Annotated in this window: 12 protein-coding genes; 5 read left to right on the top strand and 7 right to left on the bottom strand. The window is 61.3% G+C overall.

The genetic code is table 11. The features are described 5' to 3' along the window. The first annotated feature begins 337 nt into the window (after positions 1 to 337). Positions 338 to 1,897 (top strand): methionine--tRNA ligase, encoded by a 1,560-nt coding sequence (locus GC162_06960; protein MBI1368379.1) that lies wholly within the window; start codon positions 338 to 340, stop codon positions 1,895 to 1,897. A gap of 58 nt (positions 1,898 to 1,955) precedes the next feature. Then, entirely contained in the window at positions 1,956 to 2,681 is a 726-nt protein-coding gene (locus tag GC162_06965; protein MBI1368380.1) for a pyridoxine 5'-phosphate synthase, read from the top strand. Here the strand turns inward: GC162_06965 and GC162_06970 are convergent, their stop codons facing one another. Further along, a complete protein-coding gene (locus GC162_06970; GenBank protein MBI1368381.1) occupies positions 2,682 to 3,842 on the bottom strand; it encodes a hypothetical protein in 1,161 nt (386 codons plus the stop codon). Between the two features lie 81 nt (positions 3,843 to 3,923). Here GC162_06970 and thiE point away from each other — a divergent pair, with 81 nt between their 5' ends. The 3 genes from thiE (at position 3,924) to GC162_06985 (ending at position 7,191) form a co-directional block, all read left to right on the top strand. After that, positions 3,924 to 4,943 carry a thiamine phosphate synthase gene (gene thiE, locus GC162_06975; protein ID MBI1368382.1) on the top strand — a complete coding sequence of 340 codons (1,020 nt, stop codon included), beginning with the start codon at positions 3,924 to 3,926 and terminating at the stop codon, positions 4,941 to 4,943. Between the two features lie 62 nt (positions 4,944 to 5,005). Further along, positions 5,006 to 6,340, top strand: coding sequence for a C4-dicarboxylate ABC transporter substrate-binding protein (locus GC162_06980; GenBank protein ID MBI1368383.1), 1,335 nt, complete (start codon positions 5,006 to 5,008; stop codon positions 6,338 to 6,340). Beyond that, positions 6,337 to 7,191: an amidohydrolase family protein gene (locus tag GC162_06985; protein ID MBI1368384.1), complete on the top strand. Its 855-nt coding sequence runs from the start codon at positions 6,337 to 6,339 to the stop codon at positions 7,189 to 7,191. The genes GC162_06980 and GC162_06985 overlap by 4 nt, the downstream gene beginning before the upstream one ends. Before the next feature lie 38 nt (positions 7,192 to 7,229). Here the strand turns inward: GC162_06985 and GC162_06990 are convergent, their stop codons facing one another. The 6 genes from GC162_06990 to GC162_07015 are packed head-to-tail and all read right to left on the bottom strand — an operon-like array spanning position 7,230 to position 12,679. Next, complete coding sequence (locus tag GC162_06990; GenBank protein MBI1368385.1) at positions 7,230 to 8,738, bottom strand: tetratricopeptide repeat protein; 1,509 nt, start codon at positions 8,736 to 8,738, stop codon at positions 7,230 to 7,232. Beyond that, positions 8,644 to 9,261: a TonB family protein gene (locus tag GC162_06995; GenBank protein MBI1368386.1), complete on the bottom strand. Its 618-nt coding sequence runs from the start codon at positions 9,259 to 9,261 to the stop codon at positions 8,644 to 8,646. The genes GC162_06990 and GC162_06995 overlap by 95 nt, the downstream gene beginning before the upstream one ends. A 59-nt stretch (positions 9,262 to 9,320) precedes the next feature. Then, complete coding sequence (locus tag GC162_07000; protein ID MBI1368387.1) at positions 9,321 to 9,734, bottom strand: biopolymer transporter ExbD; 414 nt, start codon at positions 9,732 to 9,734, stop codon at positions 9,321 to 9,323. An 18-nt stretch (positions 9,735 to 9,752) separates the two neighbouring features. Next, entirely contained in the window at positions 9,753 to 10,418 is a 666-nt protein-coding gene (locus GC162_07005) for a hypothetical protein (GenBank protein ID MBI1368388.1), read from the bottom strand. Positions 10,419 to 10,430: 12 nt separating this feature from the next. Continuing rightward, complete coding sequence (locus GC162_07010) at positions 10,431 to 11,873, bottom strand: hypothetical protein (protein MBI1368389.1); 1,443 nt, start codon at positions 11,871 to 11,873, stop codon at positions 10,431 to 10,433. A 17-nt stretch (positions 11,874 to 11,890) separates the two neighbouring features. Beyond that, on the bottom strand, positions 11,891 to 12,679 hold the full coding sequence (locus tag GC162_07015; GenBank protein ID MBI1368390.1) for a DUF3450 family protein: 789 nt from the start codon (positions 12,677 to 12,679) through the stop codon (positions 11,891 to 11,893). Positions 12,680 to 12,694: the final 15 nt, after the last annotated feature.

Consider the following 12,694-nt stretch of genomic DNA (forward strand, 5'->3'; position numbering starts at 1 on the left):
GCTGACAGCCCTCTCCGAAGCCAGCTCAGCCACCCCCGACGCTGCGGCCCCGCCTCGCATGCTTCATCCTTTATCGGCTTATCCATCTTCACATTCTAGGATGCAACAAGGTCAAAATTGAAAATTGATTTCTCTCAAATCCTGAACCACCAGAGCACCAAGGAATGCTTTGTCGAGCGGAAACCCCGTCATCATCTTGGTGCTCTTGGCGCCTCGGTGGTTATTGCGAGGTCTCAATTTGCCATGGCCATTTTTCAGTCGGCATCCTCCATCGCTTTCGAACCTTCTGCGTCCGCCGACTGGTATTCGATTCCCTGCACAGTAGAATGACGCGACTATGCCTCAATCCGCTCAAAAGTTCTACGTCACGACGCCGATCTACTACGTCAATGACCGCCCGCACATCGGGCATCTCTACACGACGACGCTCGCCGACGTGCTCGCCCGTTACCACCGCCTGCGCGGCGACGATGTCTTCTTCCTGACCGGCACCGATGAACATGCCGCCAAGGTCGTCGACTCGGCCGCGCGCAACAATACGACCGCGCAGGAATGGGCCGACCGCAACGCCGCGGTGTTCGAGGCGACCTTCGCCAAACTGGGCATGACCAACGACGACTTCATCCGCACCTCGCAGGACCGTCACAAGTCGCGCGTCGTCGAATTCGTCCAGGCGCTCATGGACACCGGCGACGTCTACGACGGTCAGTACGTCGGTTGGTACGACGCCTCGCAGGAGGAGTACCTGCCGGAAAACAAGGCCAAGGAATACGACTACAAAAGCCCCGTCACGCACAAGCCGCTCGTCCGCAAGACCGAGAAGAATTACTTTTTCCGTCTGAGCAAGTATGGCGACAAGCTCACCGCCTTGCTCACCGAGAACCCCGACTTCGTGCAGCCCGAATCGCGCCGCAACGAAGTGCTCGGCCGCCTGCGCGAAGGACTCAACGATGTACCCGTGAGTCGCACCGGCGCCGGCGGATGGGGCATCGCCATGCCCGGCGACGATGCGCAGACGATCTACGTGTGGATCGACGCGCTCTTCAATTACCTGACGGCCGTCGACACGCCCGATCGCGCCAAGTACTGGCCGGCTGACGTGCACCTGATCGCCAAGGATATCCTCTGGTTCCACGCCGTCATCTGGCCCGCCATGCTCATGGCGCTCGACAAGCCCCTGCCCAGGCAGATCTATTCGCACAGCTTCTGGATCAGCGAGGGGCAGAAGATGTCCAAAAGTCTCGGGAATTTCATCGATCTGGAGAAGATCGACCAGTACGTCGCCGAGTTCTCCCTCGACGCGATGCGCTGGTTCCTCTGCACGCAAGGGCCCCTCGGCTCGACCGACTCGGACTTCTCGCACGACAAGTTCCTGGAGGTCTACAACACGAACCTGGCCAACACGCTCGGCAACTGTGCCGCGCGCGTGACGAACATGATCGCGCGCTACTTCGACGGCAAGCTGCCCGCCCCCGTGCCCGGCTGTCATGACGACGAGGCCAAGCAGCTTCGCAACGCCGCCAGCGCGATGTTCGAGCAGGTCGACATGCTCTATTCGAAAGTCGCCGTCGCCAGCGCCAATGACGCCGCCCTCAACGTCGTCCGCGCGATCGACAACTACATCGAGCAGACCCAGCCGTTCAAACTCGCCAAGGATGAATCCAAGCAGGATCGGCTGGGCACGATTCTCTACAACTGCGCCGAGGCGCTTCGCATCGCGTCGCTGGGCCTCTGGCCCGTGCTGCCGGGCAAGATCGAACAGCTCTGGAAGCTTTTGGGCGTGCGCTATGACACACACAAGGGCGATCTGGCGGCCTGGTGCAAATGGGGCCGTCTTCAGGCCGGCACGCCCATCGCCAAAGGCGACCCGCTCTTCCCGCGCATGAACGCCAAGTAACTTCGCGTCGTCCGTTGCTTGCATTTCCAGGGGCGCATCGCGCTATCATTGCCTCACCATGATTGAACTGGGCGTCAACATCGATCACGTCGCCACGCTCCGTCAGGCCCGCCGCGCCGCCGAGCCGGATCTTGTCGACGCCGCCGCTCAAGCCGAGCAAGGCGGGGCCGACTCGATCACGATCCACCTCCGCGAAGATCGTCGCCACATTCAGGACCGCGATGTGCACGAATTGCGCAAGTCGGTGACGACGAAGCTTAATCTCGAGCTGAGTCTCGCGGACGAGATCGTCGGCATCGCCGCGCAGGTTCGCCCGGATCAGGCGACGCTCGTGCCGGAAAACCGCATGGAGATCACGACCGAAGGCGGTCTCGATCTGGTCGCGCACGGCGAGCGGACCCGCCGTGCGGTCGAAGTGCTCCGCTCGGCCGGGATTTTCGTCAGCGCGTTCATCGACCCCGACCGCCGGCAGGTCGAAGAAGCCGCGCAGCTTGGGTTTCAAGCCATTGAACTGCACACCGGCACGTACGCCAACGCCGTCGGCGCCGCCGCCGCCGAGCAGCTCGCCCGACTCGTCGAAGCGGGAGCGCTGGCTGTCGACCTCGGCCTCCGCCTGCACGCCGGTCACGGGCTCAACTACGTCAACACGCCGCCCGTCGCCGCGATTGATCAGATGGCGGAACTCAACATCGGCCACGCCATCGTGAGCCGCGCGGTCTTCGTCGGCTTGCGATCAGCCGTGCGCGAGATGAAGGATTTGATGGTCCGCAGCGTCGGCCAGTAATTAACGTCCGGGCCATCCCCAGCCACTGGCGATCCAAACAACGACAAACATCGCCGCCGCAATGAGCCATTCATTCTGAATTGCCTGCCATGATCGCCAGCCGCATCGCTTCTGCATCAAACATCCGGCAAATGCGGTCGCCGTAACGACGACGACGCCAAGGATGCTCTGCGTCCAACCGAGCAGAATGCCAACCGCCACAGCAATGTGCACGCCGAGAATCCAGCCACGCGATCGTACACCGAATCTCCGCCACAGCCACCCGGAGGCGCGCCGCGCCGCGAACGCCGCCAGAACGCAACCGATCCCAAACATCGGAAGCGCCGCTTCGAGCGGCTTGGGCGACAGGCAACTGAGTACGCTCATCTGAACCATCAAAATCCATCCGAGCAGACGGCTGCTCGCGTCGATCGCGCCCTGCCGAAACATGTGCATGACCATCAACGGCCACAGCAGCACCCACGGCAGCCAAAGTATCCACGGCGCGTAGAAGTAGAAAAAATCCATCGCCGCCCCCCAACTCAAATCGTAACCCCAGATGCTCCCATCAAGTGGACGATACCGCCACAGCGTCAAAATGATCACAGCCGCGAGCGGCATCCCAATTAATGGTTGCATCACGCGCAGAGTCGTCTCGATCGTACCACTCCCCGACGACGCATCTCTATCGGGTTCATCCTCTGTTTCGCCTCGCGCGGCCTTCGCCGCTTCGATCATCAAACGATGCGTCAGAAGCACGGCCGTCACACTGCCCAGCAGCGTCACCGGCATTAGCAATCCGTTGATCGCCGCGGCTAATCCCGCTGCGCCCCACATACCCGCACTCGCCCACCGTGAATGGCGCCGCCATGCATGCAGGAACAGCGCAACGATCGCCATGCACAGTGCAGCGTAAAGCATCGCGGTATCAACATACACATGCCCATAGGCTTCGATCATCGCAAAGCACGAAATGCAGATTGCGCCAGCCCCCAACGCGGTGACTCGTCCGAACAGCTCCCGTCCTATCCAGATGGTCATGCCCATCATCAACGCCGCACCAATCGGCGGTAGAACAACCGCCTGTGTCGTATCACTCCAGAAGTACGCCTTACGCGTCAGCACCAGCGCGGCCACACCCATAAGCGCCCCGCTGACCACCAGAAAATTGCTTCGTTTCATCCGTGTCATGACCCATACCATATCGGCTCATTCCCCCCGCCGCATCGCGACTTTTCTGTGAGGGGCGATACACTGTTGCCCATGTCCGATGTCCGCCGAATCATTGACGCCAACGGTAACCGGGCCCGCGAAGCGATGCGGGTCATGGAGGAAGCGGCGCGATTCGTGCTCGATGACGTGAAACTCAGCAAGGCCCTCAAGCAGTTGCGGCATGATCTGGCGGCGGCGGTGAAGCCGATTCGCTCGCTGGAACTGCACCGTGACACGCCCGGCGACGTCGGCACCTCGCTATCGACGAAGGCGGAGCACACCCGCGCCGGCATCGCCGATGTCGTCATCGCCGCCGGCAAACGCCTCGGCGAATCGCTTCGATGCCTCGAAGAATACACGAAGCTGATCGACCTGGCTGTCGCCGCGGCGATCAAGCAGCTCCGCTACCGGGCGTACGAACTGGAGCGTCAGCTTCATATTCGCCTCGGCTCGCCGCTCACCCGACAGTGGAAGGTTTGCGTGATTCTCACCGAATCGTTGTGCGTGCATCATCCGTGGCGTGCCGTCGCCGCCGCCGCGCTCGCTGGCGGAGCCGATTGCCTGCAACTGCGTGAAAAGTCGCTCGACACCGGCGAGCTGCTCGACCGTGCCGCGAAGCTTGTCGAACTCGCCGCCGGTCGCGCCGCCGTGATCGTCAATGATCGTCTGGACGTCGCACTCGCCGCCGGCGCGACGGGTGTGCATCTCGGTCAGCGCGATCTGCCGCTTCCCGCCGCCCGCCGCATCGCCGGTCGGCAACTGCTGCTCGGTGCCAGCACGCACAACCTCGCCGAAGCCCGCCGCGCGATCGCCGATGGCGCCGACTACTGCGGCGTCGGGGCCGTGTTCCCCACCTCGACCAAACCCCGCAAACCGTCCGGCCCGTCGTACCTTGCCAAGTTCGTGACACGCTACCCCGCCGTACCGCACCTCGCCATCGGCGGGATCACGCCCGACAACATCCACGCCGTCGTCGCCGCCGGCGCCCGCGGCGTCGCCGTCAGCTCCATCGTCTGTGCCGCCGCCAACCCCAAATCCGTCGTCTGCAAACTCGCCCGTGCTCTACGCTAGCCGCTCGCGGCTTCGCACGCCTTATTCCCTTCCCTCAACCCCCTTCCTGTATAATCGTCCTCATGACGCCTCCACCGCCCCCGCCGTCGCGCCGTGTCATTTCCCGGGCCGAATGGTTCAAGTATGTGCTCGCCATCGCCGTCATCTGCGCGATCGTCATTGCCATCGCATGGCAGTTCGTGCAGCCCGCCCCGCCTTCGCGCGTCGTCATCGCCACCGGCTCGCCCCAAGGTGCCTACTACGCCTTCTCCCAGCAGTACGCCGACTACTTCAAGGCGCAGGGCATCGAGCTGGTCATCCGCCCCACCGCCGGGTCCGCCGAGAACTACAATCTGATGCGCGATCCCGCCGCCGGCGTCGACCTCGCCATCGTGCAGGGCGGCACCGCTCCGCCTCCTGCCGAGCGCCCCGGCCTCGAAGCCATCGCCAGCATCGCCTTCGAACCCGTCTGGGTCTTCACACGCGACAAGCCCATCGCCCTCCTCACCGAACTGGCCCATCGCCGCGTCGCCATCGGCCCCGACGGCTCCGGCACACGCGCTCTGGCCCTCCGACTCCTCGCCGACAATGGACTCAATGCCGAGAACACGACGCTCTCCGACCTCGGCTCCGCGCAGGCCGCCGACGCCCTGCAGCGCGGCGACATCGATGCCGCCGTTTTCGTCGTCGCCCCCAGCGCGCCGTTCATCGCCAAGCTCCTCGCCGATCGGAATATGCACCTGATGGACTTTGAGCGTGCAGAAGCATACGCCCATCGTTACGAGGACCTGTCCACGATGACGCTCTACGAAGGCGTCGTCGATCTGGCGCACAATCTACCCGCGCATGATGTGCATATGATCGCCCCCGCCGCCGCACTGATCGCACACAGCAATACGCACCCCGCGGTGATTCAGCTCATGGTGCAGGCCGCTCAGCGCATTCACGGTCGCACCAACTGGATCGCCGACGCCGGCGTCTTCCCCTCGCTCAATTACACCGAGCTGCCGATCGGCGATGACGCCCGCTATCACATGACGCACGGGCCCAACATCCTTCAGCGCATGCTCCCGCTTTGGCTCGCCGTGCTCATCATGCGCGTCGTCATTCTGATCGTGCCGTTGCTTGTCATTCTGATCCCGCTCATGCGAATCGCCCCGCCGCTTTACCGCTGGAGCATCCGCAAGCGGATTTATCGCTGGTATGTGACGCTCCGCCGCATCGACACCGACCTGCGCGACGGAGCGGACGCGGAGCAGGTGACGCAGATGCGCAGCGATCTGTTGAACCTCGAAAAGGAAATCGCCGCGCTGAAAGTCCCGCTCTCTTACATGCAGGAGTTCTACAACCTGCGTCTGCATGTCGCCTACATCCGTGATCGGCTCCATGATCACGTCCGCCAAAAGGACACACCCTGATGCCCGTCATCGATGCGCACCAGCATTTCTGGGATCGCCGCAATACGCAGTTCGATTACACATGGCAGGACGCCGAGCCGCTCGCACCGATTTGCCGCAACTTCATGCCTCCGGACCTTCAGCCGCATCTCGTTCACGCCGGCGTCGACTACACCGTCTTCGTGCAGACGCAGCACAACCTCGCCGAAAACCGCTGGATCCTCGGACTCGCCGACAATTACCCGTTCATCGTCGGCGTCGTGGGATGGGTCGACCTCGCCTCGCCCGCCGTCGCCGATCAACTCGCCGAGTTCAAGGACCACGACAAATTCGTCGGCATCCGTCACATCGTGCAGGATGAACCCAACGATGATTTCATCATCCGCCCTGACATTCTGCGTGGCTTGAAGGTGCTTCAAAAGCAGGGCATTCCGTACGACCTGCTCTTCTACGTGAAGCATCTCAGACATGCGGCGACCGTCGCGCGTCATGTGCCCGACCTGCCGCTCGTCATCGATCACCTCAGCAAGCCGCGCATCAAGGATCACGCCATCGACGATTGGCTTCCGTATCTCAAGACCGCCGCCGAATGTGACAATGTGTACTGCAAGCTGTCGGGCATGATCACCGAGGCGGACTGGCGCAAGTGGACCGCGGATGACCTCAAGCCCTATGTGCATGCCGCGCTCGACGCGTTCGGGCCCGAACGCTGCATGTACGGCTCCGACTGGCCCGTCTGCGAACTCGCCGGCACCTACCAGCAGGTTTACGAGGCGATCAACACCGCGCTGGGCCCCATCAGCGACCGCGAACGCGCGATGATCTTCGGCGAAACCGCCGTGAATTTCTACAATCTCACCCTGCCCGAATAAGCAAGGCGAGGAGACATCAGTCTCCCCGCGCCCGTTGATCATTTCGATTTCGCGATCCTCTCCACCGCCTCCAGATATTTCTGAATGTTCTCCCGCGGCTTGATCTGCTGCGCCCGGCGCAACAACGGCAGCGCTTCGTCGTACTTGCCCTTGCCGATGAGCAGTTGGGCGTGACGCACCTTGGCGTCCGCTTCGTAGTCCGGCAGCGCCTCCGCACGCTCGTAATAGAAGACCGCCTTGGCATCGTCGTTGGCGCGACCTGCATGCTGACCGAGCAGAATCAACGCCTCGCCGTCCAGCGGATCGATCTCGACGATCTGTTCGAGCACCTTCGCCTCCTCTTCGCCCGCCCCTGCCGCAACCGCCAACCGTGCCTGCAATTTGAGCAGATCCTTTTTGTCCTCCGGCGCCAGATCGTCCTTGTGGATTTCCTCGATTTTCGCGACGATGTCGCGTGTCTCGTCCATCGCGCCGCGCGTGGTGAGCACCTTCGCCGCTCGGATCGCCCGGTCCGGTTTGGCCTTCGGGTCCAACATCATGGCCCGCTCATAGGTCTTAACCGCCAGTCCGTACAGCTCGCTGTTGATGTAGATGTCGCCCAGGAGATTCAGACTCGCGGGCGTGCTCTTGCCAAGCCGATCCACCATCTCGAAGTTCTGGGCCGCCTTCATCGGATCATTGAGCCCGATGAACGCATTGGCCTGAATCATCCACAGATCCGCGCGGTTGGGATTGTCCGAAAGGAGCTGCCCGCACAGGGCCTGTACATCCGTGTACCGCTGCTGCTTGAACAGCGCGCTGAGCAGCCCCATCTTCCAGTCCATCGTCCCCGGGTCCATCAGGATCGCCATGCGGAACGCCGACTCTGACGCCAGATTATCGCCGATCGACGCATAGGCGAAGCCGAGCAGACCGTATGTGGTCTTGTCCCCGCCGCCCAGTTCGATGACTTTCGTCAACGCCGGCAGCGCCTGTTCAAATTTTGACTGCTTGATGAAAATGATGCCCAGATTCTTCCATGCACGACGGAATTTGTCGTGCTTTTTCACCGCCGCCTGATATTCCTCGATCGCCTGATCGAACTGCTCCTTCTGGAAATAGATATTCGCCAGTGTAAAGTCGAAGACGGCGCTTGAGGCCGGCGTGCGCTTCTTGAGAATCATCTGCACCGCGTCATCCACCTTGTCCGCGGCCATGAGCCCGAGAATCTTCTGCATCTCATCACGCTCCTCGGCCGTGACGCGCGGCTCGATCTCCGTCTCGGCGATGTAGCTTTGCGTGAACTCCTTTTGAAATGCGGGCGAGTTCCACAGTTTGAGCTGATCCTCCGTCATGGCCGAGGCGGCGGCGGGTTTGAGCGGCACGGCCGGGGCGTCGTTATCCGCGGCCCGCGCCAGCAGCGCGGACATCGTCAATAGGAACATTGCGGCGGCGATGATTCGATTCATGGTTCTACTCTTTCGGGAAGGTGATAGGCACGCGCATTCGAAAACGCACCGATTCGCCGTTTCGTTTACCGGGTTCAAATTTCCATTGTTTGACCGCATTGAGCGCCGGCTGATCGAAGACCGGATCGCTCGACTTTTGAACAATCGGATTCTGCACGCGGCCGGAGGCATCAACGATGAAGATGATATAGACCGTGCCAGGCGCCTTTTTGCGAATTTGCGTATTGAGCAAAGGCCCGGGTTGATAGATCGCGCGCGGTTTCTGGTCCAAGTCGTCCATGCTGAACAGACCATCTCCGCCGGCGCTGCTCTGACCGATCGTGTTGAGCTTTGTGGAAATGTCCACCGTGCCCCAGCCGTCGCCGATCCCCGGGTTCAGGGCCATCGCCAACTGCTGAAGATCCATCGGCTGTGCCTCGGGCGTCAGTTCCGGCGGTTTCTCCTCCTGCTCCTCTTCCTTCTTGGGCTCCTCCGGCGGCGGAGGAGGCGGCGGAGGCGCCTCTGCCGTGTCGATGTTCTGCACGATGACATCCTGCGTCGGCGGCTTGCTGATGGCCTGAAGCAGCGGCAGGACCATGAACAATGTCAACGTCATCACCATCGCGCCAGCCACGACGGCCAACCGGTGAATGACCCATTTGAAGCTCGTTATGGCGGGACTTTTCGTCACTGGAGTTTCGCTCAGCTCTTGGCCTTGCTGGTCGCAACGCTGACTTTCGTCGCGCCCGCGAGTTTCGCTTCGTCGATGATCCGCACGAGCATTCCGGACTGTGAATTGTTGTCCGCCTGAATAATTACGGGGATTTCTTCCTTCTGAAGCATGCGTTTGATCAGGGGCTGTACGCCGCTGATGCCGATCTCACGACCGCCATAGACGATCTCGCCCTTCTTGGTCAGCGCGATAAGAATGCTCGTTTTCTCAAGACGCTGCGACGAGGCCGCCTGTGGCTTGTCCACCTGCACGCCCGTCTCCTCGACGAAGGTCGTCGTCACGATGAAGAAGATCAGAAGGATGAACACGCAGTCGATCATTGGGGACATGTCAATCCCCGGCTCGTTGCCGTCATCTGATCCAGTATCGCGAAATCGTCCCATGTTCGTAATCTCCGAGTTTCAGACCGCCGCCGCGGCGGTCTCGCTCGTGGTGTTCGTTTCCTTCATCTTCCGATAGAGCACCTGCGAGTACACCGATTCGAGATGCGCCAGGAAGGCCTTGTACCGTTCATGCTTGCGATAGAGCTGATACTGGAAGAACAGGCCGGGCAGCGCGATGACGAGCCCGGTCTCGGTAGTGATCAGCGCTTCGGAGATGCCTTGGGCGATGAGCCCCATCGTCTTCTCGCCGCCAGAGCCGGAGGACAACGCGGCGAAGGTCGCGAGCATGCCCGTCACGGTGCCGAGTAGTCCCAGTAGCGGCGCTACGCTGACGCAGATCTTCATCACGCGCAGGTCGCGCTCAAAGGGCGCGACCTCCGTCGTGCGCAGTTCCTGAAAGAACATGGCGGTGTCGCTGATCGTGCTGCCGCCGGTGACGAAGTCGAGCATGTCGCCGATCGGACCTTTGCGTTCGGACGGGTGATCGATCCAGCGGCGCCACTTACGCTCGGGCACCGAGAGGAACCCCTTGCTGCGCAGGTTCAGCCAGATATGCGTGCCGAGCGCGAAGAGCACCAGCGCATCGAGCGCGATGCCCGCCATGCCCCATCCGCCGGCGAGCCAGATCTTCGCCGCCTGCTGCCAGAGGTCCTGAATATGCTTGACGAGTGTGTTCCAGTCCATGATGCTTCCGCCTTACGCCGCCTTGTCCATTTCGCCGTAGTGCGACTTGCCGATCTGGTTCATGAACGCCACGGCCGATTTCTCCATCTGATCGATCGCTCCGCGTGCCTTGCGGGAGAGGAATGCGTGCAGGAGCAGCGCGGGGATCGCTACGATCAGACCGTACTCCGTGGTGATAAGCGCTTCGGAGATGCCGCCGGAGAGCGTCTTGACGTCGCCGGAGCCGAACACGGTGATGAGCGTGAACGTGTTCATGATGCCCGTCACTGTGCCGAGCAGACCCAGCAGTGGCGCCGACGATGCGCAGATCGCGATGAACGGAAGGAAGCGATTGAGTTTGAGCCGCGTAGACATGACGCGCTCGAACATGATCTCCTCGATCAGTTCGCTGGGCTCGCCCAAATGCTCAGCCCCGGCTTGAAGCATCTTGCCAGAGGGACCGGGAATCGCGTTGGCAGCTTTGACCGCAGCTTCCTTATCGTGAGCGGCAACGGTGTCGAGCAGCGCCTTGAGTCGTTTGCGTGACGGATTGCGAACAAGCATCAGACCCAGCCACTTGAAGATGGCCACGAGCAGAGCCGCACCGGCGAGTGCGAAGATCGGCACCATGACCGGGCCACCCTTCTTGATATGCTCGATAATCGTTTCGTGCGTCGCCTCGATCTTGTGAGCGTTGCCCATGGAAGGATCGAGCGGGAACTGGCCCTTGCCATTCTTGACGACCGCAGCCGCGGCGGCCGCATCTTCAGGCATCGCATAAGGGATCACCGCCGGCTCCAGTGATCCGAGCCGCTGTTCGGCGGAGCCGACATGCGTGCCATCCTCCGACACGAACAGGGCGACGGGACCGACGAGGGCGAACTTGCCGTGCTGAACGATCCCGGTCGCGTCCACGGCCTTGCCGTCAAATCGCGATCCGCCGAGAGCGTCTTCAATCCGATCCAGCGACGTCGCTAACAGCGCCGCTTGCACCTTGAAGATGTCCTGTTCTGAGAGAGCGGTGTTCTCCACCGCGAGCTTCGCTTCCTTGATGGGAGCGGCGTATCGCTGAAGCTCCGCGATATGCATGCCGGACTCGAAATTGCGGGAATATTCGCTCAGGAGGTTCGACAGGTAGGTGCTTTCCTCGTGACGCGACTTGATCTCCGTGCGCAGGTTGCTCAGATCCAGCGTGCGCGAATCGAGCAGGCGGGTCGTCTGCTGATAGTCGAGGCGGACTTTCGTCAGTTCACCTTCGGCGGCGCTGAGCTTGTTACTGAGCGGAATCGTTTCATCGGCCACACGTTTGCGGAGCTTGGCCAGTTCCTCAAGACTGTCCTTGAGCTGGTTCTGCACATCCGCGGCGGCCTGGTCGAATGTCTCGCCGCCGGCTGGTGCGGCGGGCGCGTCGTCCGCCCACACCGGTGCACCGGTCAACAGAAGCGATATCAATATGAGCATCATTTTAGTATTCATGACGGGTATTTACCTGTTTATTTGACGGTAATGGGAAGTTTGACAAATGATGCGACTTTCTCGTTCTTGAGAATTGCGATCGCATCGGCGATGGCGTTGGCGGATTCGTTAGCCGGGGTCCAGACCCAGCCATCGGCGGTCGCCGTACCGATCCCGGCGACGGAACGATTGGCGCTGACGTAGTAGCCCTGCCCCAAGCCGACATACATCGCCGTCACTTCCGCCGACTTTCCGTCCGGCAGCGACCGCACTTCGCTGGCGACAGTGATATTGCGGTTGAACTTGTTGATTTCATTGAGAATGCCCACGACGTTCTGGAACCGCTCCGAGAGCGTCATTTTGGTGTCTTCGGGCTTTTCAGGAATGCGCTGGCTAAGCGGCTTGACCAAGTCACGGATCGGATCCGGCAGACGTTTGAGGATGATTTTTGTACGGGATTCCAAGCCAGCGACCATTTCGTTGAGGCCGGCGGAGGCGGCCTTGAGCATTTCGTTCTCGGACATCATGTCCTGGCGCTTCTTGTCCGCATCGGCGATGGATTTGTTCGCGTCTTCGATCTTCGTATGCAACGCATCGATTTCGCGCTGCACCAGTTCGATGCGGTCATTGAGTGTTTGCTTGGACAGTTCCAGGTCGCGTTGTTCCTGTGAGATGGTGCGGCGCGTCTCGACCCAGCGCTCCAGTGCCGCCCGCGTATTGTCGATTTCGACCATGGCCTTGTCGGCGAACATCACACCTGAGGACGCGATACCGATGACGATGACCATCAGAAGTGTCATTTTAGAGATATGCGATGGTGAGTTCATGAGAATCGCTTCCTT

This window comes from Planctomycetota bacterium, assembly GCA_016125255.1.
Taxonomy (GTDB): Bacteria; Planctomycetota; Phycisphaerae; order Phycisphaerales; family Zrk34; genus RI-421.

Excerpts from the sequence above, each read along its gene's own strand:
- GC162_06960 (MBI1368379.1), top strand. The coding sequence starts at position 338 with ATGCCTCAATCCGCTCAAAAGTTCTACGTCACGACGCCGATCTACTAC.
- GC162_06965 (MBI1368380.1), top strand. The coding sequence starts at position 1,956 with ATGATTGAACTGGGCGTCAACATCGATCACGTCGCCACGCTCCGTCAG.
- GC162_06970 (MBI1368381.1), bottom strand. The coding sequence starts at position 3,842 with ATGAAACGAAGCAATTTTCTGGTGGTCAGCGGGGCGCTTATGGGTGTG.
- thiE (MBI1368382.1), top strand. The coding sequence starts at position 3,924 with ATGTCCGATGTCCGCCGAATCATTGACGCCAACGGTAACCGGGCCCGC.
- GC162_06980 (MBI1368383.1), top strand. The coding sequence starts at position 5,006 with ATGACGCCTCCACCGCCCCCGCCGTCGCGCCGTGTCATTTCCCGGGCC.
- GC162_06990 (MBI1368385.1), bottom strand. The coding sequence starts at position 8,738 with ATGCGGTCAAACAATGGAAATTTGAACCCGGTAAACGAAACGGCGAAT.
- GC162_07000 (MBI1368387.1), bottom strand. The coding sequence starts at position 9,734 with ATGGGACGATTTCGCGATACTGGATCAGATGACGGCAACGAGCCGGGG.
- GC162_07005 (MBI1368388.1), bottom strand. The coding sequence starts at position 10,418 with ATGGACTGGAACACACTCGTCAAGCATATTCAGGACCTCTGGCAGCAG.
- GC162_07010 (MBI1368389.1), bottom strand. The coding sequence starts at position 11,873 with ATGAATACTAAAATGATGCTCATATTGATATCGCTTCTGTTGACCGGT.
- GC162_07015 (MBI1368390.1), bottom strand. The coding sequence starts at position 12,679 with ATGAACTCACCATCGCATATCTCTAAAATGACACTTCTGATGGTCATC.